The following is a 17817-nucleotide window of genomic DNA, read 5'->3' on the forward strand; positions in this document are numbered from 1 at the left end:
CAAAAGCCCGACACTATTGTGCCCAGTCATGACTGTGACTGGCCTCACCGAGGGCGCTCCGGCCGTCCGGATGCGGGGCATCACCAAGCAGTTCTTGGGCAACACGGTGCTCCGTGGTGTGGACCTCGACCTGTACCCCGGCGAGGTGCACGCTCTGGTGGGAGAAAACGGTGCGGGCAAGTCGACGCTGATGAAGATCCTGGCCGGGGTTCACACCGCCGACTCCGGGAGTGTCGAACTCGACGGCCGTCCGGTGACGTTCTCGTCGCCGCGCCAGGCCCTGGCCGCCGGTGTGTCGATCGTGCACCAGGAACTGAACCTGCTCGGCGATCGCTCGGTGGCGGAGAACGTCTTCCTCGGCTCGGAGCCCGTGCGTCGCGGTGTGGTCGATCGGCGACGGATGGAGGCCGACACCGCCGCGCTGCTGGACGAGCTCGGCGCCGAGGACATCTCGCCGCGCGACCCCGTCAGGCTGTTGTCGGTGGCGCAGCGCCAGGTCGTGGAGATCGTCAAGGCGCTGTCCAGTGACGTTCGCGTGCTCGCGATGGACGAACCCACGGCCGCGCTGGCCGACCACGAGGTGGAATTGTTGTACGGGCTCGTGCGACGGCTGTGCGACCGCGGCATCGCGATCCTGTACGTGTCCCACCGGCTCGTGGAGGTCTTCGACCTCAGCCACCGCATCACCGTGCTCAAGGACGGAGCCCTGGTGACCTCGCGGCCGAGGAGCGAACTCACGAGCGACGAGTTGGTGCGACACATGGTGGGCCGTTCCCTGGACGCCCTGTTTCCGCCGAGGGCCACCGAAGCCGAGGTGGGGGCTACGCGCCTGCGGCTCAGGGGGTGTACCAACGAGCGGCTGTCGGACATCGACCTGAGCGTGCGCGCCGGTGAGATCGTCGGCCTGGCCGGGCTTCAGGGCGCGGGTCGCTCGGCGGTGGCCCGCGCGGTGTGCGGTGTCGATCCGTTCCGGTCGGGAACGATCGAATTGGACGGTGAGCCGGTGCGGGTGAGCTCTCCCCGCGCCGCGGTACGGCTCGGGATCGCACACGTCACGGAGGACCGCAAGGGCGAAGGGCTGGCTCTGCGCCAGTCGGTGAAGGACAACGCGTTGCTCGTGCGCCGGGCCGCGTTCTCCCGGCGGTGGCGCAAGAAGGCGGTGCCGATCTCGGAGCTGTTGAAGTCGGTGGCCGTGGTCGCGCGCTCGCCCGACCAGGAAGTGCGTTTCCTGTCGGGTGGCAACCAGCAGAAGGTCGTGCTCGCGAAGTGGTTGGCCGTGGAGCCGAAAGTGCTCGTCGTCGACGAGCCGACGCGCGGCATCGACGTCGGGGCGAAGCAGGCGGTGTACGAGCTGCTTCGCGGGCTGGCTCGCGAGGGGGTCGCGATTCTGATGATCTCGTCCGAGCTACCCGAGTTGATCGGCATGAGCGACCGGGTGCTCGTGATGCACGACGGGCGGATTGCGGGTGAACTGCCCGCGGGGCCCACGGAGGAGGCGGTGATGAGGCTGGCCACGGGCCATGCCGTGACCGAGAGCATGACTGAGGAGGCCGTGTGAGCGAGGTGATCGCGGCCACCGCGGTGACGAAGCGTCCTCAATGGACGCGATATCTCACGAACCCCGTGGTCGCCGTCTACACGGCGCTGGTTCTGGTGCTGATCGTCGGCAGCGTCCTCGTCGGGCTGCGGGGTGGGGTGCTGCTCGACCAGGGCGGCATCCAGAACATCCTGACTCGCAGCACCGCGCTCGGTCTCGTCGCGATCGGCCAGACGATGGTCATCCTCACCGGCAAGCTCGACCTGTCGGTGGCGTATCTCGTCGGGCTGTGCTCGTTGGTCGCGGCGGAGACGATGGCGGGCGACGACGCGATGATCCTTCCCGCCGTGCTGCTGACACTCGCGTGCGCCGCCGGAGTGGGGCTGGTCAACGGGCTGGTCGTCACCAAACTGAAGGTCAACGCGTTCATCGCCACGTTGGGCACGGGACTCGTCATCCGGGGATATCTGGAGAACAACTACGAGGGTCCGGCGGGAGATGTCCCGACGGTGTTCCAGCATCTCGGATACGGTCGCGTCGGCCCGGTTCCGGTGTCCACATTGCTCATGCTGGGGCTTGCGGTGCTGGCCTGGTGGTTCCTCGCGAGGACCCGGCCGGGATACCACGTCTACGCCGTGGGCGGCGACGAGGAGGTCGCTCGGTTCTCGGGCATCCGCAACGACCGCATCGTGATCACCGTGTACGTGTTGTGCGCGGTGGCGGCGGGACTCGCAGGCTTGTTCCTGGCGAGCCGACTCGGCGCGGGGTCTCCGTGGGTCGGTACCGACGGCGGGTACGACCTGGAGTCCATCGCGGCCGTGGTGCTCGGCGGCACCATCCTGGCCGGTGGCCGAGGAGGGGTCGCGGGCACGATCGGCGGCGTCTTCATCCTCGCCACGCTCGACACGATCTTCGACGATCTCGGGATGAACTCCTTCTTCAAGGACGTGGTCCGAGGAGTTGTGCTGATCGTGGCCGTGGCACTGTACGCCCGTCGTAGGAGGGCCACGCGATGACGCAGACGGTCACCGAAACCACTCGTCGGTTCCCGCGCCCGAAACTCGCCGACGGCACGGGTCCGGTGCTGGCCGTGCTCGCGATCCTGTTGGTGGCGCTCGCGTTCGTCGGTCCCGCCTACAGCGAGCCGTCGGGTTACCTGGCATTGCTGAAACGTGCGGCGCCGCTGATGATCCTCGCGATCGGACAGTACTTCGTCATCGTCAGCGGTGGTTTCGACCTGTCGGTGGGGTCGTTGGTCACCGCCGAGGTCGTGATCGCGGCGAGACTCCTCGACGGCGACGAGGACGCCACCCCGTGGGTGATCCCGTTGCTGTTGGTGCTCGGCGCCCTCGTGGGGTTGGTCAACGGACTTATCACCACCCGGCTGCTGGTGCCGTCGTTCATCGTCACGCTGGGGATGCTGCTGGTGCTCGACGGAGCGGTGTTCCTGTGGACGGGAGGGGCGCCACGCGGCTCCCTGACGGAGGCGTTCCGCACCGTGGGCCGCGAAGGGTTCGACGTGCCCCTGCTCGGTCAGGTGCCGTGGTCGGTGCTGCTCCTGGCGGCGATCGTGGTCGCGGCGGTGGTGTTCATGCGCAGCGGACGCGGCCGCATGCTGGTCGCGGTCGGGGACAACGAGACCGCGGTTCGGCTCGGCGGCGGCAACGTCGAAGGACTGCGCACGCTGGCGTTCGTGCTGTCGGGTGTGTCGGCGGCCGTCGCCGCGATCCTGCTCGGCGGGTTCGCCGGTGTGTCGGCCCAGGTCGGCGAGGGGCTGGAGTTCCAAGTCATCACCGCGGTCGTCCTCGGGGGCGTCGTGCTCGGTGGGGGGCGCGGTTCCGTCGTCGCCGCGATGGCGGGCGCGCTCACGTTGGAAGCCCTGTTCTCGTTGCTCAACCTCCTCGGGGTCTCGGGAGGCCTGGAGTCGGCGGTGCAGGGCGTCATCATCATCGCCGCCGTGGCCTACGCGGCAGTGGGGCGGTCGAAGTTCCGGACAAGGAGAACGACATGAGAAAGACATGGCTGACCGTCGTCGCCGCGGTCGGTGCGCTCGCGATGGCGGGCTGTACCAGCGAACTTCCCGCCGAGAACGGGGCAGGGGAGGCGTCCAGCTCGGCGTCGTCGCGGTCGAACGAGTTCTTCGACCGGGCCGAGTACGAACGGCAACTCGCGTTGCGTGACGCCACCCCGGAGGGTCCCGAGGACAAGCCGTGGGAGCAGGCGCTCGAACCCGAGATGGTGGACACGTCGTCCTACGCCAAGGACGGCCCCTACCACCTGTGCTTCTCCAACGCGTCGGTGGACAACCCGTGGCGTCAGGTCGGGTGGAAGACCATGCAGGCCGAGGTCGACCTGCACGACGAGATCGAGGACTTCACCGTCCTGGACGCGGAGGCCAAGGACGACAAGCAGATCAGTGACATCTCGTCGCTCACGTCGCAGGGGTGTGACGCGCTGATCGTCTCACCCAACACGACGTCCACGTTGACGCCCGCCGTGGAGCAGGCATGTGACAGCGGCGTTCCGGTGATCGTGTTCGATCGGGGCGTCAACACCGAGTGCCCGGTGACGTTCATCCACCCGATCGGCGGCTACGCGTTCGGTGCCTCGGCCGCGGAGTTCCTGGCCGACGAGGTGGGTGAGGGCGGCAAGGTGCTGGCCCTGCGCGTGCTGCCCGGTGTGGACGTGCTGGAACACCGGTGGGCCGCGGCCGAACGGATCTTCGCCGACAGGGGGGTCCAGGTCGTGGGTGTCGAGTTCACCGAGAACGACACCGCCGGTGCCAAGAGCATCGTCAGCGACTACCTGCAGCGCGAGGGCCAGATCGACGGCATCTGGATGGACGACGGCACGGCGGCCGTCGCGGTGCTGGAGGCGTTCGAGGACCAGGGCATGGAGCCTCCCGCCATCTCCGGTGAGGACCAGCAACAGTTCCTGGAGAAGTGGAAGCGCGAGGGGCTGACGGCCCAGGCTCCCACGTACCCCACCTACCAGTGGCGTACTCCGGTGATCGCGGCGCTCAAGATCCTGAACGGTGAGGAAGTGCCGAAGGAGTGGATCCTGCCGCAGCCGGTGGTGACCGAGGAGACCTTGGACCAGTACCTCATCGACGGCATGCCGCCGCTGCACTACGCACTGTGCGGTTGCCAGGAGATGCCCGACTTCCCGAAGCGCTGGCAGTGACGAGGAGCAGCGAGTGTCCACAGTGCATCCCATCGGGGTGAACACCTGGGTCTGGACGTCGCCGCTGGACGACGCCGCGCTCCGTGAACTCGTGCCGGCCATCGCCTCGTCGGGGTTCGACGTCATCGAACTTCCAGTGGAGAACCTCGGGGACTGGGACCCCGACGAGGCGGCCCGGTTGCTGGCCGACCACGGACTGGGTGCCTCGCTGGTGCTCGTCATGAGCGAGGGCCGGGAACTGGTGCGAGCGGAGGAGGCCACGATCGCCGCCACGCAGGACTACCTGCGCCGATGCCTGGACATCGCGGCGTCGTTGGGCGCACCGGCGTTGAGCGGACCCGCGTACGCCTCCGTGGGGCGTACCTGGCGGATGAGCGAGCGCGAGCGCGCCGCGTGCGTCCGGGAGTGGCGCGACAACGTCGGCCCCGTGCTGGAGCATGCCGCCGACGTCGGGGTGCTGCTCGGGGTCGAACCGCTCAACCGCTACGAGACCAGCCTGTTCAACACCGTGGACCAAACGCTGCGGGCGATGGACGGGCTGCCCGCCTGCGGGATCGCGCTCGACGTGTACCACCAGAACATCGAGGAGCGAGACGTCGCGTCGGCCGTGCGATCGGCACACGGCCGCATCGCACACGTACAGGTGTGCGCCAACGACCGGGGCACGCCCGGACGCGACCACTTCGACTGGCCGGAGTTGCTCGCCGCCATCGCCGACGCGGACTACACGGGGCCGCTCTGCATCGAGTCGTTCACCGCCCACAACAACAGCATCGCCACGGCCGCCTCGATCTGGCGTCCCCTCGCCACGAGTCAGGACGCGCTGGCGGTCGACGGTCTGGCCTTCCTCAAGGAGGTGATGTCACAGCACGAATCCCGGTGATTCCGATCCTCGACGGCGCCGGCACGCCGTGATCGCTCATTCCCCGCAGAACGTGAGGATTTCATGAGTAGACGCAAGAGATTGTTGTCACGCATCGGCGCCGCGGCGCTGGGTGGGGTACTTGCCGTCGGAGCGCTTCCCGTGAGCACCGCCCAGGCCCAGGAGCCGGAGTTCCACGCGTTGCTGTTCACCAAGACCGAAGGCTACCGGCACGACTCGATCCCCGCCGGGATCGAGATGTTCGAAAAACTCGCCGCCGAGAACAACTTCACGTTCGACCACACCGAGGACTCCAGTGTCTTCAACGACACCGACCTCGCGAAGTACGACGTGATCATCATGTTCCAGACCTCGGGCATGGTCTGGGAGAACGACGCTCAACGTCAGGCGATGCAGGCCTATGTGGAAAACGGTGGGGGCATCGCCGCCATTCACAACGCCACGGACATGGGGATCGAGAACGAGTTCCCCTACTGGGACGACCTCGTGAACGCGGGCGCCCACATGCCCTCCCACTCGCCGGGCGTGCTTCAGGGTACGGCGAAGGTGACGGACCGCCACCACCCCTCGACGGAAGGGCTTCCGGCGCGCTGGGAACGCGCCGAGGAATGGTACAACTTCGACAAGAGCATGCGGGGCGAGGTGCACGTCCTCGTCTCGGCCGACGAGTCCACTTACGACCCCGGACCCGACGCGATGGGTGCGGACCACCCGATCTCGTGGTGTCGGGACGTGGGTCTCGCCCGTGTCTGGGCCACGGCGATGGGCCACGACGCGGCGTCCTACAGCGAGGAGGCGTTCGTCCGGCACATCCTCGGCGGCTTGCGCACGGCGGCCCGCACCGTGGAGGCGGACTGCTCGGCCACGGTCGACAGTGCTTTCGAGAAGGTCGGTCTGGACACCAACACGCAGGCACCGACCGCGATGGACATCACGCCCGACGGCCGTGTGTTCTACACCGAGATCCTCGGCCGCGTGATGGTGTACGACCCGGAGACGGAGAGCACCTCCACCGCGATGGAGCTGCCCGTCTACTCCGGTGGTGAGGACGGTCTCGTCGGGCTGACGTTCGACCCGAACTTCGCCGAGAACGGCTGGATCTACCTGTACTACTCGCCGCCGGGTGACGAGGAGATCAACCGGGTGTCCCGCTTCACGGTGGAGGGGAACACGATCTCGCCCGACAGCGAGGTCCAGATCATCGACATTCCCGCGTCGCGTCGCGCCGAGCCGGGACACACGGGCGGCTACCTGACGTTCGGCCCGAACGGCGACCTCTACATCGGCGTCGGTGACGACACCAACCCCTTCGAGTCGGGCGGTTACGCGCCGATCGACGAACGCGAGGGGCGCGACCTGTACGACGCGCAGAAGACCTCGGCCAACACCAACGACCTGCGCGGCAAGATCCTGCGCATCACCCCGAAGGCCGAGGGGGGCTACACGATCCCGGAGGGTAACCTGTTCGCCCCCGGCACGGAGAAGACCCGGCCCGAGATCTACGCGATGGGCTTCCGCAACCCGTTCCGGTTCACCGTGGACGTCGACGGCACGATCTACATGGCCGACTACGGGCCGGACGCGAGCACACCCGACCCGAACCGCGGACCCGACGGCAAGGTCGAGTGGAACATCGTCAGGGAGCCGGGCTTCTACGGCTGGCCCTACTGCATCGGCAACAACATCCCCTACAACGACTACGACTTCGCCACGAACACGCCGGGCGAGAAGTTCGACTGCGACAACCCGGTGAACGACTCGCCGAACAACACGGGGCTCACCGAGCTGCCGCCCGCGCAACCGGCCGACGTGTGGTACGGCTACGGCGAGTCGGAGGAGTTCCCGATCCTGGAGACCGGCGGTGCCGCGCCGATGGGTGGTCCGGTGTACCGGTACGACCCCGACCTCGACTCGGAGATCAAGTTCCCCGAGTACTACGACGGCAAGCCGTTCTTCTACGAGTGGGCGCGTAACAAGATCTACACGATCACGCTCGACGAGCGGGGCGAGGTGCTCAACCTCGATCCGTGGCTGACCAGCCAGCAGACGTTTGCCCCGATGGACATGCGGTTCGGTCCCGACGGTGCGCTGTACCTGCTGGAGTGGGGCGGCGGCTACGGGCGGGACAACCCCGACTCGGGCCTGTACCGCATCGAGTACAACCAGGGCAACCGCAGGCCGATCGTCAGGATGAGCGCCGACGTGACCTCGGGGCACGCGCCATTGGAGGTCTCTTTCAGCAGCGAGGGGTCCTACGACCCCGAGGAGACGGAGATCACCTACTCGTGGGACTTCGGGGACGGCAACACGTCCACCGAGGCCGACCCCACGCACACGTACACCGAGAACGGGCAGTACAACGTCCAGCTCACGGTGACGGACGCGACGGGGAAGACGGGGGTGGGCAACCTGACGGTGACGGTGGGCAACACCGCCCCCACGGTCACCGTGAACGCGCCCGTCGACGGTGGCTTCTTCGACTTCGGCGACCGGGTGCGCTTCGACGTCGACGTCACCGACCCCGAGGACGGGGAGATCGACTGCGGTGAGGTCGTCGTCCAGCCCGCGCTCGGCCACGACGCCCACGCCCACCCGATGGACCCGATCAACGCCTGTGAGGGCACGATCGAGACCATCGTGGACGACGGGCACGCCGGGGCGAACATCTTCTACTCCGTCGATGCCAGCTACACCGACCACGGTGGCGACGGTGCGCCCGCGCTGACCGGCCGCGACACCGTCGTGCTCCAGCCGAAGCACAAGCAGGCGGAGTACTTCACCTCGTCGCAGGGCATCCGGGTGGTCGCTCAGGAGGACGCGGAGAACGGCAAGCGCATCGGTGACATCGACGACGGTGACTGGATCGCCTTCACGCCGGTGAACTTCACGGGCATCGACGAGGTGTCGCTGCGCGTGTCGGCCCCGGAGGGCGGCGGCGGTGCCGTCGAGTTGCGCGCGGGTGCGGTGGACGGTCCGCTGGTCGCCGAGGTGGAGGTGCCCTCCACCGGAGACTGGGACAACTACGTCCAGCTGGACCCGGTTGCCATCACCGACCCCGGTGAGACGACCGAGCTGTTCGTCGTGTTCCGCGGCGACATCGTCAGCCCGTTCGACCTCGACTCGCTGACGTTCATCGGCGACGGCGTGTCGCAGGTCGACGGGGACGCTCCGACCATCACGGTGTCCGGTGTGGACGACGGTGCGTCGTACGGCGACTCCGGTGCCCTCACGATCGGCTTCGAGGCCGAGGACGAAGGTGTCGGCGTGGCCTCAGTCGAGGCGACACTCGACGGGGAGGCCGTGGAGAACGGTGCGGAGATCCCGCTCCACACCTTGGACCTCGGCGCGCACGAGTTGGTGGTGAAGGCCACGGACAAGGCGGGCAACGAGGCCGAGCGGAAGGTCACGTTCACGGTGACGACCTCCGCCGGGGACCTGCGGGCCCTGCTGGAGCGTTTCGCCGACGAGGACCGCATCGAGGCGAAGACGGCGAAGAGCTTGAAGCTCATGCTCACCCTCGCCGAGGGGATCAAGCGACTCAACGCCTTCGCGGGCTCGGTGGTGCTGGACACGTTCACCAAGACCGTCGAGAAGCGGGTGTCGGACGAGGAGGTGAAGAGCGTACTGATCCGCGACGCGCGGGCCGTGAGCAAGCAGTGGCGCGTGTGACGGATCGGTGACAGACGCGGGTGCGGATGCCGGGCCGCCCCGCTCGGCCGGCGTCGGACGGCAAGCCGTGCCGTGCGACGCCGGTCTTTCTCACGCTCGGCGATAGGTGAGCAGGTATCGCCAGAAGGGCAGGACGCGCACTCGGCTGCCCGGCAACAGGCGGGCGGCTTCGCGGCGCACGTCGTTCAAGGTCATGTCCCAGTCCCTGATCGGGGCCCGTGGTACGGGGTCGGCGCCGCCACCCAGCCGTTCGGCCGCCGCCACCACCGCCTTCGCCAGCAGGTTCGTGGGGACGGAACCCAGCCAGACGGCGTGGTCGCGCACGGTGCTGGGATCGGCCAAGCCCAGCACCGCGAGCACCCCGCCGGGGGCGAGCGCGTCCCGCAACCTCGTCACGGTCTGGAACGGCACGTGGTGCAGTGACGCCACACACGTGACGACGTCGTAGCGGGACGACGACAACGGGTACGTGGTGATGTCGGCGTGTCGGTAGGTGATGGCGCCCGGCCCCGGCGAGCCGAGTGCCTTCGCCACCTCCAGTACCTCGGCGGCGGGGTCGAGCGCGTCGACCTCCAGGCCGCGAGCCGCGAGCCTGCGGGCGAGTCTGCCCGTGCCGCACCCCACGTCCAGCGCGCGCCGGGCGCCTGCGGGCACGAGCCGAAGTAACAACGGGTGGTAGAAGTCGTTGTGGTCGAAGGGCACGCGGTCACCGTATCGGCGGCGACGTAGACTCGAAGGCGTCACCGCTAGTTATGAGGAGAGTGCGTGCCTTCCGACGACCAGGAGTTTCCTCCCGAACTGTCGCAGGGGGAGAACTTCATCGCCGGTCCGTTGCCCGACGACGAGACCGATGCCGAACCGGTCGACGAAGCCGCGGTCGAAGCGCGGGCCCGCCGGGAGCTGTTGGCCGTGGAGGCCGAGCTCAACCGACGCTGGCCCGAGACCCGGATCGAGCCTTCGCTGACCCGGATCTCCACGCTCGCGAACCTGCTCGGTGATCCTCACCGCGCGTATCCGGTGATCCACGTCGCCGGGACCAACGGTAAGAGCTCCACGGCTCGCATGATCGAGGCGCTGCTCACCCATCTGGGTCTGCGGGTGGGCCGGTACACGAGCCCGCACCTGCAACTGGTCACCGAACGCATCAGCATCGACGGCGCGCCGATCTCCGCCGAGAAGTACGTCGACACCTATCGGGACATCGAGCCGTTCGTGTCGATGGTGGACAACGCGACGGGCGAGAACGAGCCGAAGATGAGCAAGTTCGAGGTGCTCACCGGCATGGCGTTCGCCGCGTTCGCCGACGCCCCCGTCGAGGTCGCCGTGCTGGAGACCGGCCTGGGTGGCCGATGGGACGCCACCAACATCGCCGAGGCCCAGATCTCCGTCGTCACTCCCATCGGGCTCGATCACACCGACTACCTCGGTGACGACCTGCGTTCGATTGCGGGCGAGAAGGCGGGAATCATCAAACCCGGCGGTATCGCCGTGCTGGCGCAGCAGAATCCCGACGTCGAACGAGTGCTGCTCGAACGTGCCGTCGAGGTGGACGCCACCGTGGCTCGCGAGGGAAGCGAGTTCGGGGTGCTCAGCCGTGACGTTGCCGTGGGCGGGCAGCTGCTCAACTTGCAGGGGCTCGGCGACGTGTACGACGAGATCTTCCTGCCCCTGCACGGCCTGCACCAGGCCACCAACGCCGCGTTGGCCCTCGCCGCCGTCGAGGCGTTCTTCGGCGCGGGCAAGGAACGCAAGTTGATGGCGGACGCGGTGCGGGAGGCCTTCGCCTCCGTGGAGACGCCCGGCAGACTCGAACGGGTCAAGGCGGCCCCGACCGTGCTGCTCGACGCGGCGCACAACCCTCACGGTGCCGCGGCGCTGGCGAGCACCATCGACGAGGAGTTCGCCTTCCGCAAGCTCGTCGCCGTGGTCGGCGTCATGGCCGACAAGGACGCCACCGGCATCCTCGAAGCCCTCGAACCCGTGGTGTCCGAGATCGTCGTCACGCGGAACTCGTCGCCCCGTGCCATGCCGGTCGACGAGCTCGCCACGCTCGCCGTCTCCATCTTCGGTGAGGAACGGGTGACCGTGGAACCCGTTCTGGCGGATGCCATCGAGAGCGCGGTCGCTCTCGCGGACGAGACGGAGGACCCCGAGGAGCCGCTGTCCGGCGGCGGTGTGCTCATCACGGGGTCGGTGGTCACGGCGGGGGAGGCCCGCACGTTGTTCGGCAAGGAGCCCTCATGAGTGAGTCAGCCTCGTCCGGAGCGCGGGCGGCTTCGCGGACACCGGCACCCCCCGCGAAGGACCCGATGAAGGGGTTCCGCGGCGTGCAGGCCGGGACATTGGTGTTGGAGGCCATCGTCGTCGGCCTCGCCCTGCCCGTCGTCGCGCAGCTCGGTGACGGGCTGAGCAGCGTCCAGGGCTGGACGGTGGGCGGTATCGCCGTGGCGTTGCTCGCCTGCTGCGGGTTGCTGCGCTTTTCGTGGTCGATCTGGGTGATCCTCGCCCTCAACGTGGGGTTGGTCGCGTTCGTCGTCGCGCTGCCCTGGGTGACGGTGATCGGGGTGCTGTTCCTCGCCGTGTGGGGCTGGCTAATGTGGTTGCGGCACGACGTCGCACGCCGCATGGCGGAGGGACGACTGCCCAGTCAACAGGTCGATTCGCAGGGCGAGCAGTCCGGCTGACCCCGCGCGTTGGAAGGTCCGCCCGCGCGGAGGTCTCAGCGCGCAGGCCGCCGCTTCCGCGCGATCCCGTGCCAGGTGGCCAGCAGCAGGGTCACCACCAGGCCGAACCCGGAGAACAGCACGACCGCCGCGACGGCGTTCACCGGCGTGTCCGTGTGGCTTCCGGCGGCGTGACACCGCACCTCGACGGCCGAGCCGAACCGGAGCGTGGCGACACCGTCGCAGGCGTTCATGATCTCGACGAAGCTGAGCAGCCCCCCGAGCAGGCAGGCGAGCAGCGACGCGCACGCCCACACGACGAGCAGGAGCACCGAACCTCGGCCGTTTCGTGCCCGCTCACGGGGCTCCGACGGCACCTCCGAGGGGTGAAGGGGCGGGGTGTCAGTGTGGAACACGCACTCGTGCTCCTCGTCGCCGCCGTCAGCGGCGAATTCCGAACCCGTCGAAGAACTCATCGTCGCCGGGCCCTTCCCGCCGGGACCGGCGCTGTGACTGCTCCGGCTGGTCCGGGGACGATTTCGACTCCACCCGTGCTCGCAGGCCGGGGGTGTTCTCCAACTCGTTCGCCAGCGACGCGAGGTGGAAGTCGAGCAGGGTCGCGGCGTTCGCGGCGGCGTAGGCGCTGTTGATCTCCTCGGTCAGCCACTGCTCGTCGCCTTCCCGGACGGTGTTCGGTGCGATGTGCACGCGTTTCCGTCTGCCGAGCATGTCGACCCACACCGTGACCGCGCCCCTGCGGGACACTCCCTCGAACTCGCTGAACAAGGCTCGTTCGGGAGGCTCCCTGATCTTGCGCAGCCTGTCTTTCATCGCCCGGATCGCGTCCGGACCGGTCATCGTTCCTCCGGAGGGGTTCACGGGGTGGTCTCGTTCGCCGACGTCATGGTCTCGGTGGCCTGCCTCCCCGCCTCCGCGAGCGCCTCGATCTTCGCCTGGTTCAGGCTGTGGATGGTCCACCAGATCGACACCGCACCGACGATCACGCTCAGAATCCCGATGACGATGCCGACCACGGCCCCGAGGCCCGTCCACCCGGCCGCGACCTCCACGACCACGGCGACGATCACGCCGATGATCGACAACGCGAGTCCGATCAGGCCGAGGATGTCGGCGACGCTGCGACCGAAAACCTGGTCCCAGGCATCGGCGACCTCTTCGAGTGCCCGGCCGACGTCCGCCGACGGTTTCCTCATGTCGTTGAGGCCTTTTTGATCTTCTCGATCCGCTGCGCGTAGGCGTTCTTTCCGTCGCCGGTCCACGACGACGATTCCCGCCTCGCCTCGTCGAGCTTGGTGATGCACGCGTCGAATTTGGTGCCGACGAGATCCTTTCCCGCCTCGCCACCCGTTCCCCACACGTCCTTGGCCACCGTGCGCAGTCGATCGGTGTCGATGTCGCGGACGAGCCGGAGGGTGTTCTCGATCGAGGGAAGGTCCTCGCCGTGGTCCCGAAGGAACGAGTCCACCTTTCGGGCGTCCGTGAGGAGGTCCTCGTCGATCAAGTCCTTAAGACCACCCATACGTGTTCCCCCTCAGTTGTCGGGGTCGTACTTGCGAATCCACGCCTCCACCTCGTCCTCCGTCACCCGGTACTGGGCGCTCGCCTTGGCCACGCCCTCCGCGGTGTTGTCGATCGTCGCGTGGGCACGGTAGATGAACTGCTGCATGGCCTCGACGACTTCGGGATACTTCCGATCGACGAATTCGGTCAGTTTGAGAACCGTTTCCTCAACGGTCTCCTCGACGTTCTCGTACGGACTCACCGACTGTGTCGTGAGAAATCCCTCCAGGGTGGCGTGCTCGTCGAAATCGGTGAGACCGAGTTCGTCGTTGGCTTGGCGAAGGATGTCGTCGAGTCGTTTGATCTCGTCCGGATCGGGGCCGTATCCGTCGGGCACGGGCGTTCCCCAGTTCGATGAGGACCAGGAGGTCGGCGAGCGTTGGGGGGAATGGTCGCAGCGGTAAGAGGGGTGGAAAGGGCCAACTGGGTGGTGCCCGGTGGGCGGTGTGTCGCGGTCAGCCCGTTAGGCTGCGCTATACCGGGGATCGAATTCGATCCATTTCCTTAAGCGATTAACCGAAGGAGTAACGCACCGTGAGTGAGCGCACGCTGGTCCTGGTCAAGCCCGACGGCGTCAAGCGCGGTCTCGTCGGCGAGGTCATCTCCCGGATCGAGCGCAAGGGACTGCGCCTGGTGGCCATGGACCTGCGCACCGCCGAGCGCTCGGTGGCCGAGGAGCACTACGCCGAGCACAAGGACAAGCCGTTCTACGGTGACCTGCTCGACTTCATCACGTCGGGGCCGCTCGTGGCCATCGCGGTCGAGGGTCCGCGTGCCATCACCGCGTTCCGCCAACTGGCAGGGGGCACCGACCCCGTCGAGAAGGCGACGCCGGGCACCATTCGCGGCGACTTCGCGTTGGAGACGCAGTACAACCTCGTGCACGGCTCCGACTCGCCCGAGTCGGCCGAGCGCGAGCTGAAGATCTGGTTCCCCAACCTGTGAAGGCGTGAATTTCGAGGGTGACCGGGCAGCGTCGGCGACCCGGTCACCTCGACGTTCGTCAGCTCGCCCGCACGGGGTCGAGCCCGGTCTCGGCGAGCACCGAGGCGATCGCCCGCATCTCGTCGTCGTTCAGCGGGCGCAACGGTGGGTTGGTGGTGGGGTGGGTGATGACGCCGCGCACCGCTAGCGCGGCCTTGAAGGCACCGAGCGCGCCCGCCGTGAATCCGACACGGGAGCGGTCGGCCACGGTGGTGATGCGGAACAGTCGGGCCAGGCGTTCCTGCTCGGCCGCGGCCGTGCGGTGGTCGCCTTCCCGCGCCGCCCGGTGAAGACGCACGTAGCCGTGGGGATCGACGTTGCCGAGGCCCGGCACGATGCCGGCGGCGCCCACCTGCATCGCGGTGTCGGCGAACAGCTCGGACCCGGTCAGGGCGGGAAGATCCGTTCTCCTCAGGATCTCGCGGAAACCGGCGAGATCGCCGCTGGAGTCCTTCAACGCCACCACCAGTCCCTCGTCGGCCAGTTCGGCCACGACGTCGGGCGTCAGGGAGACGTGGACGGCGCTGGGAATGTCGTACGCCACCACCGGTACGTCCACGGCGGCGTGCACGTACCGGAAGTGGTCGACGATCTCCGCCGCGCCCGGTCGCACGTAGAACGGAGTGGTGACCACCACCGCGTCGACGCCCAGCTCGACGGCCCGTCGGGCGTGTTCGACGACCCTGTGGGTCCCCGTGTCGATCGCTCCGGCGAGCACCGGTACGGCGCCCGCAGCCGTGCCGACCACCACCTCCACCGCCGCTCGGTACCGAGCGGTGTCCAGCAGTGCGATCTCGCCGCTCGACCCACCGACGAAGAGACCGTCCACTCCGGCGTCGAGCTGGAAGGACACGAGGCGTTCGAGGGAGGCGCGGTCCACGTCCCCGTGTTCGTCCAACGGCGTGACGAGCGGGGGGACGACTCCGTGCGGGGGTCGGGAGAAATCAAGAGCCACTGCTTGCTTTCCTTTCCGGTGTGGACAGTGCGGGAGCGTCGGCGGGCACCCGCAGCGCACGGCCGAGCCGTGCGGGCAGGTCTAAACCGATGATGAGGGCAACCACGACGGTCAGCGACACGGAAAGCGTGGTGAGCGCCGAACCCAGGCTGCCGAACTCCTCGGCGATGGCCGCGCCCGCGAGCGGGGCCACGGCCCCGCCGAGCGCGCCGACGTTGTAGGAGAAGCCCAGGCTCGCCGCGCGCAACCGGGTGGGGAAGTGGTCGCCGATGAACTTCGGCAGCAGTCCCGAGATTCCCTGGCTGGTGGCCTGCATGGCGAACAGGAGCACCCACAGCAGCACGACGTTGCCCGCGGGCAGGGCGAACACGGGGAACACGAACGCCAGGGAGGCGAAGAGGCCGAGTACGTAGGCGCGGCGGGTGCCGAGCTTGTCGCCGACCACGCCCGCCAGGCAGGACCCGGCCGCGTAGCCGAGGCCGGCCCACGTCAGCGCGGTGGAGACCGCTCCCGCGTCGTAGCCGAGCTCGGTCTTGAGGTAGGTCGGCAGCAGTGACTGGATGGGCCACGAGTACAGGAACGCGCAGAACACCGTGAACGTGATCGCGAGCATCACCGGCCACGAGCGGCCCGCGAGTTGCACGGCGAACGCCGTGAGACACAGCACCGAGAGCGCGACCAGATACGGGGTGGCGTCTCCCCCGGTCCGACTGAAGATCAGCACCAGCGCGCCCGACAGCACCGCGGCCAGCGCGATGTTGACGACGCTTCTCCTCGGGGCGAACAACACCGAGGACGTGGTGGTCTCGTCATGTCGTCCGCCGACCCGCTCCCGCCACTCGGCGGCCTCGGGCAGGGAGCGGCGCAGGTAGATCGTGAGAGCGATCGGCACGATGCCCGCGTAGAAGAGCCAGCGCCATCCCGCCGCGGGCACGACGACCTCGTAGGCGAGGGCGGCGAGCACGGTGCCGATCGGGTAGGCCGACAGCAGGAATCCGGTGGCGCGGTTGCGCATGGACGTCGGCCAGGACTCCATGACGTACGTCGCGCTGGCCCCGTACTCGCCCGCCATGCCGATGCCGACGATCGCGCGGAAGACGAACAGCGACCAGTAGTCCCAGGCGAACCCGCACAGGCCGCTGCCGAGGGAGAAGGCGAGGATGGCCAGGATCATCGCCGGTTTGCGGCCGAGGTGGTCGCCGATCGCGCCGAGGACGAGCCCACCCAGCCAGCGGGACACGAAGGCCGCGGAGACGAGTGTCGAGGCCTGGGTGAGGGAGAGTTCGAAGTCGGCGGCGATCTCCGTGAGGACGAGCGTGATGAGGATGAAGTCGAATCCGTCGAGCAGGTAGCCCAGCCAGGCGGCGAAGAACGCCCGGCGTTGGGAGCGGTCGAGCCGGCGGAACGAATTCGGGGTGTCGGGCGGCGTCGTTGCCATGACCGGGACCTCCGGGAAGACTGGACATAGGATGTCCTATGTCGGCGCGTACCGTAGTCCGGGAGGCAGACCGAACGCAAGGCCCGGTCGGCGAACACCGTGGTGACGATGGGGGCCGCGGGCGCGAACCTCTAGACTCGCGTGGCGTGACAACCTCGACGGCGGGTGGGCGCAGGCACGGTGCACGCGCCAACCAGCGGGCGCTGCAGGAGGCGATCAAACGACTGATCGTCGAGCGGGGACTCGCTCCGGGCGCGCCGCTGCCCACCGAGGTCGAGCTGATGCGGGAGCTCGACGTCAGCAGGCACCCGTTGCGGGAGGCCATGAAGGCCCTCGAAGCCGTCGGCATCGTCGACATCCGCCACGGATACGGCACGTACGTGGGGTCGATGCCCCTGACGGGGCTGGAGGCCGGACTGGCGTTCCGCGGGGCCTTGTCGCTGCGCGGCGACTACACCGACATCCGGGACCTGCTGGAAGTGCGGGAGGTCCTGGAGAGCGGGCTCGTGGGCCGGGTGCTGGACGCCTACGACCGGCTCGACTTCGACGCGCTGGCCGCCGCGGTGACCACAATGGAACGCGAGGCCGAGGAGGGCCGGTACGCGCCCGAGGCGGACTGGCGGTTCCACGAGACCCTGTATCGCCCTTTGGGCAACGACCTCGTCCTCGATCTGCTGCGCGTGTTCTGGCGGGTGTTCAACACGCTCGACCCCGAACTGCCGAGGGCGAACGACACCCCGGCCCTGGTCGCCCGCAGGCACCGGGCGATCCTGGACGCCCTGCGCGCCGGGGACGAGCGCGCCCTGCGCACCGCCGTCGACGACCACTTCCGGGGCATCCGGGCGCGGGTGCCCGATCGGGGCCGCTCGGCCTGACCCCCGGCCGGCTCTCGGCGGTAAAACGTTTCGTTTTTGTCGCAGGGGT

The 17817-nt window shown here is 68.3% G+C and carries 18 protein-coding genes; 10 read left to right on the top strand and 8 right to left on the bottom strand.

The genetic code is table 11. The features are described from left to right. The first annotated feature begins 28 nt into the window (after positions 1-28). The 6 genes from SACGLDRAFT_RS06425 to SACGLDRAFT_RS06450 all read left to right on the top strand — a co-directional run bounded on the left by SACGLDRAFT_RS06425 (position 29) and on the right by SACGLDRAFT_RS06450 (position 9272). A complete protein-coding gene (locus SACGLDRAFT_RS06425) occupies positions 29-1558 on the top strand; it encodes a sugar ABC transporter ATP-binding protein (protein WP_005462847.1) in 1530 nt (509 codons plus the stop codon). Next, positions 1555-2553: an ABC transporter permease gene (locus SACGLDRAFT_RS06430; protein WP_005462848.1), complete on the top strand. Its 999-nt coding sequence runs from the start codon at positions 1555-1557 to the stop codon at positions 2551-2553. Before SACGLDRAFT_RS06425 ends, SACGLDRAFT_RS06430 begins: the two co-directional genes overlap by 4 nt. Next, positions 2550-3548: an ABC transporter permease gene (locus SACGLDRAFT_RS06435; protein ID WP_005462850.1), complete on the top strand. Its 999-nt coding sequence runs from the start codon at positions 2550-2552 to the stop codon at positions 3546-3548. Before SACGLDRAFT_RS06430 ends, SACGLDRAFT_RS06435 begins: the two co-directional genes overlap by 4 nt. After that, positions 3545-4720 (top strand): substrate-binding domain-containing protein, encoded by a 1176-nt coding sequence (locus tag SACGLDRAFT_RS06440; RefSeq protein WP_005462851.1) that lies wholly within the window; start codon positions 3545-3547, stop codon positions 4718-4720. The genes SACGLDRAFT_RS06435 and SACGLDRAFT_RS06440 overlap by 4 nt, the downstream gene beginning before the upstream one ends. Positions 4721-4733: 13 nt before the next feature. Next, on the top strand, positions 4734-5603 hold the full coding sequence (locus SACGLDRAFT_RS06445; RefSeq protein ID WP_005462852.1) for a sugar phosphate isomerase/epimerase family protein: 870 nt from the start codon (positions 4734-4736) through the stop codon (positions 5601-5603). Between the two features lie 63 nt (positions 5604-5666). Beyond that, positions 5667-9272, top strand: coding sequence for a ThuA domain-containing protein (locus SACGLDRAFT_RS06450; protein ID WP_005462853.1), 3606 nt, complete (start codon positions 5667-5669; stop codon positions 9270-9272). Positions 9273-9362: 90 nt separating this feature from the next. Here SACGLDRAFT_RS06450 and SACGLDRAFT_RS06455 read toward each other — a convergent pair whose 3' ends face one another. Continuing rightward, entirely contained in the window at positions 9363-9974 is a 612-nt protein-coding gene (locus tag SACGLDRAFT_RS06455) for a class I SAM-dependent methyltransferase (protein ID WP_005462854.1), read from the bottom strand. Between the two features lie 63 nt (positions 9975-10037). Here SACGLDRAFT_RS06455 and folC point away from each other — a divergent pair, with 63 nt between their 5' ends. Then, a complete protein-coding gene (gene folC, locus SACGLDRAFT_RS06460) occupies positions 10038-11516 on the top strand; it encodes a bifunctional tetrahydrofolate synthase/dihydrofolate synthase (RefSeq protein ID WP_005462855.1) in 1479 nt (492 codons plus the stop codon). Beyond that, positions 11513-11956: a DUF4233 domain-containing protein gene (locus SACGLDRAFT_RS06465; RefSeq protein WP_005462862.1), complete on the top strand. Its 444-nt coding sequence runs from the start codon at positions 11513-11515 to the stop codon at positions 11954-11956. Before folC ends, SACGLDRAFT_RS06465 begins: the two co-directional genes overlap by 4 nt. 35 nt (positions 11957-11991) lie before the next feature. On the opposite strand, the gene SACGLDRAFT_RS06470 is transcribed toward SACGLDRAFT_RS06465, so the two are convergent. From SACGLDRAFT_RS06470 to SACGLDRAFT_RS06485, 5 genes are read right to left on the bottom strand one after another with little or no spacing between them, the layout of a single operon-like run. Next, positions 11992-12411 (bottom strand): hypothetical protein, encoded by a 420-nt coding sequence (locus SACGLDRAFT_RS06470; protein ID WP_040918669.1) that lies wholly within the window; start codon positions 12409-12411, stop codon positions 11992-11994. Next, positions 12377-12793, bottom strand: coding sequence for a YbaB/EbfC family nucleoid-associated protein (locus tag SACGLDRAFT_RS06475; protein WP_005462864.1), 417 nt, complete (start codon positions 12791-12793; stop codon positions 12377-12379). The genes SACGLDRAFT_RS06470 and SACGLDRAFT_RS06475 overlap by 35 nt, the downstream gene beginning before the upstream one ends. Positions 12794-12810: 17 nt before the next feature. After that, positions 12811-13149, bottom strand: a complete 339-nt coding sequence (locus SACGLDRAFT_RS22640) for a hypothetical protein (protein WP_005462865.1) — start codon at positions 13147-13149, stop codon at positions 12811-12813. Then, positions 13146-13475 carry a hypothetical protein gene (locus SACGLDRAFT_RS22645; RefSeq protein WP_005462866.1) on the bottom strand — a complete coding sequence of 110 codons (330 nt, stop codon included), beginning with the start codon at positions 13473-13475 and terminating at the stop codon, positions 13146-13148. Before SACGLDRAFT_RS22645 ends, SACGLDRAFT_RS22640 begins: the two co-directional genes overlap by 4 nt. 12 nt (positions 13476-13487) lie before the next feature. Continuing rightward, a complete protein-coding gene (locus SACGLDRAFT_RS06485; protein ID WP_005462867.1) occupies positions 13488-13853 on the bottom strand; it encodes a hypothetical protein in 366 nt (121 codons plus the stop codon). 197 nt (positions 13854-14050) lie between these two features. Between SACGLDRAFT_RS06485 and ndk the strand changes: the two genes are divergently transcribed. Next, positions 14051-14461 (top strand): nucleoside-diphosphate kinase, encoded by a 411-nt coding sequence (ndk, locus tag SACGLDRAFT_RS06490; protein WP_005462868.1) that lies wholly within the window; start codon positions 14051-14053, stop codon positions 14459-14461. A gap of 58 nt (positions 14462-14519) precedes the next feature. On the opposite strand, the gene SACGLDRAFT_RS06495 is transcribed toward ndk, so the two are convergent. Together SACGLDRAFT_RS06495 and SACGLDRAFT_RS06500 are read right to left on the bottom strand one after the other, a co-directional pair. Continuing rightward, on the bottom strand, positions 14520-15455 hold the full coding sequence (locus SACGLDRAFT_RS06495) for a dihydrodipicolinate synthase family protein (protein WP_005462869.1): 936 nt from the start codon (positions 15453-15455) through the stop codon (positions 14520-14522). Beyond that, positions 15445-16893: an MFS transporter gene (locus tag SACGLDRAFT_RS06500; RefSeq protein ID WP_005462870.1), complete on the bottom strand. Its 1449-nt coding sequence runs from the start codon at positions 16891-16893 to the stop codon at positions 15445-15447. The genes SACGLDRAFT_RS06495 and SACGLDRAFT_RS06500 overlap by 11 nt, the downstream gene beginning before the upstream one ends. Before the next feature lie 146 nt (positions 16894-17039). On the opposite strand from SACGLDRAFT_RS06500, the gene SACGLDRAFT_RS06505 reads away from it, so the two are divergent. Then, positions 17040-17768 (top strand): FadR/GntR family transcriptional regulator, encoded by a 729-nt coding sequence (locus SACGLDRAFT_RS06505; protein ID WP_040918672.1) that lies wholly within the window; start codon positions 17040-17042, stop codon positions 17766-17768. Positions 17769-17817 lie beyond the last annotated feature (49 nt).

The sequence above is a fragment of the Saccharomonospora glauca K62 genome, from assembly GCF_000243395.2.
Lineage (GTDB): Bacteria > Actinomycetota > Actinomycetes > Mycobacteriales > Pseudonocardiaceae > Saccharomonospora > Saccharomonospora glauca.

What these genes read in the sequence shown, in the direction of transcription:
- SACGLDRAFT_RS06425 (WP_005462847.1), top strand. Translation starts at nt 29, where the DNA reads ATGACTGTGACTGGCCTCACCGAGGGCGCTCCGGCCGTCCGGATGCGG.
- SACGLDRAFT_RS06435 (WP_005462850.1), top strand. Translation starts at nt 2,550, where the DNA reads ATGACGCAGACGGTCACCGAAACCACTCGTCGGTTCCCGCGCCCGAAA.
- SACGLDRAFT_RS06440 (WP_005462851.1), top strand. Translation starts at nt 3,545, where the DNA reads ATGAGAAAGACATGGCTGACCGTCGTCGCCGCGGTCGGTGCGCTCGCG.
- SACGLDRAFT_RS06450 (WP_005462853.1), top strand. Translation starts at nt 5,667, where the DNA reads ATGAGTAGACGCAAGAGATTGTTGTCACGCATCGGCGCCGCGGCGCTG.
- SACGLDRAFT_RS06465 (WP_005462862.1), top strand. Translation starts at nt 11,513, where the DNA reads ATGAGTGAGTCAGCCTCGTCCGGAGCGCGGGCGGCTTCGCGGACACCG.
- SACGLDRAFT_RS06470 (WP_040918669.1), bottom strand. Translation starts at nt 12,411, where the DNA reads ATGAGTTCTTCGACGGGTTCGGAATTCGCCGCTGACGGCGGCGACGAG.
- SACGLDRAFT_RS06475 (WP_005462864.1), bottom strand. Translation starts at nt 12,793, where the DNA reads ATGACCGGTCCGGACGCGATCCGGGCGATGAAAGACAGGCTGCGCAAG.
- SACGLDRAFT_RS22640 (WP_005462865.1), bottom strand. Translation starts at nt 13,149, where the DNA reads ATGAGGAAACCGTCGGCGGACGTCGGCCGGGCACTCGAAGAGGTCGCC.
- SACGLDRAFT_RS22645 (WP_005462866.1), bottom strand. Translation starts at nt 13,475, where the DNA reads ATGGGTGGTCTTAAGGACTTGATCGACGAGGACCTCCTCACGGACGCC.
- SACGLDRAFT_RS06500 (WP_005462870.1), bottom strand. Translation starts at nt 16,893, where the DNA reads ATGGCAACGACGCCGCCCGACACCCCGAATTCGTTCCGCCGGCTCGAC.